This window comes from Oleiphilus sp. HI0086 (assembly GCF_001635225.1).
In genome coordinates this window covers 1-875 of record NZ_LWFZ01000066.1, presented here as the reverse complement: position 1 = coordinate 875, position 875 = coordinate 1, and the positions used below count along the sequence as shown (strand labels likewise).

Genomic DNA, 875 nt, shown 5'->3' with positions numbered 1-875 from the left:
GAGAAAAGCTTGGCTTTCTGCCTGGCGACCTGGCTCAGAAAGTTGACCCTTACTTGCGCCCTCTCTATGACGCGCTATATGAAATGCTAGGCTTCGACCAAGTCGCCAAGCTCATGGATAAGAACATCATAGAAGTCGCACCACTCGCCTTTATGCGCGGCCGAACACTTAATAATGCTTTTATTATTTTGGACGAAAGCCAGAACACCACACCCGAACAAATGAAGATGTTTCTGACCCGAATTGGTTTTGGCTCAACAGCCGTTATTACGGGCGACCTAACCCAAACCGACCTACCTAAACACGCGATGTCGGGCTTAGCTCAGGCTCAGCGCGTTTTAAATGGCGTAAAAGGCATCAGCAGCATCCACTTCCGCCCATCTGATGTTGTCAGACACCCTATTGTTCAACGAATTGTAGAGGCTTATAACAAGCACGATACGCAGGGAAAGGCTTAAACCACAGAGGACACCGAGCGCTTCGCTGCACAGAGGAAGGGATTAAGACACCCTAAAAACCTTTTTATCTTTTCTCGGTGTAGGCCGCAGGCCTCTCTGTGACCTCTGTGGTGAACCGTGTTTTATGTTTTGATCTTGAAGTGATAAACCGATGAACCACAGAGGACACCAAGAGTAGAGAAACTCTAATCTTTCATTTGCCCAGGCAACCACAAAGCTATTTCAGGGAAGATCAGCAGCAGTAGTACCATAACCAAGCTTATTACTACGAATGGTAAGGCACCCTTAAAGACAGTTGTTAAGGGTATATCCGGAGCAACGCGCTGCATTACAAATACATTGATACCGATTGGCGGCGTAATCAGCGATAGCTCAATCATCATAACGATAAAAATACCAAACCAGACCGGCTCATAT

2 protein-coding genes are annotated in these 875 nt (G+C 46.7%); one reads left to right on the top strand and one right to left on the bottom strand.

All coding sequences use genetic code 11. From position 1 onward, the window contains the following. On the top strand, positions 1-458 hold a 458-nt coding region (locus A3756_RS01110; protein WP_197481082.1), incomplete at its 5' end, for a PhoH family protein. Positions 459-643: 185 nt separating this feature from the next. Here the strand turns inward: A3756_RS01110 and A3756_RS01105 are convergent. Continuing rightward, on the bottom strand, positions 644-875 hold a 232-nt coding region (locus A3756_RS01105; protein ID WP_156490154.1), incomplete at its 5' end, for a TRAP transporter large permease subunit.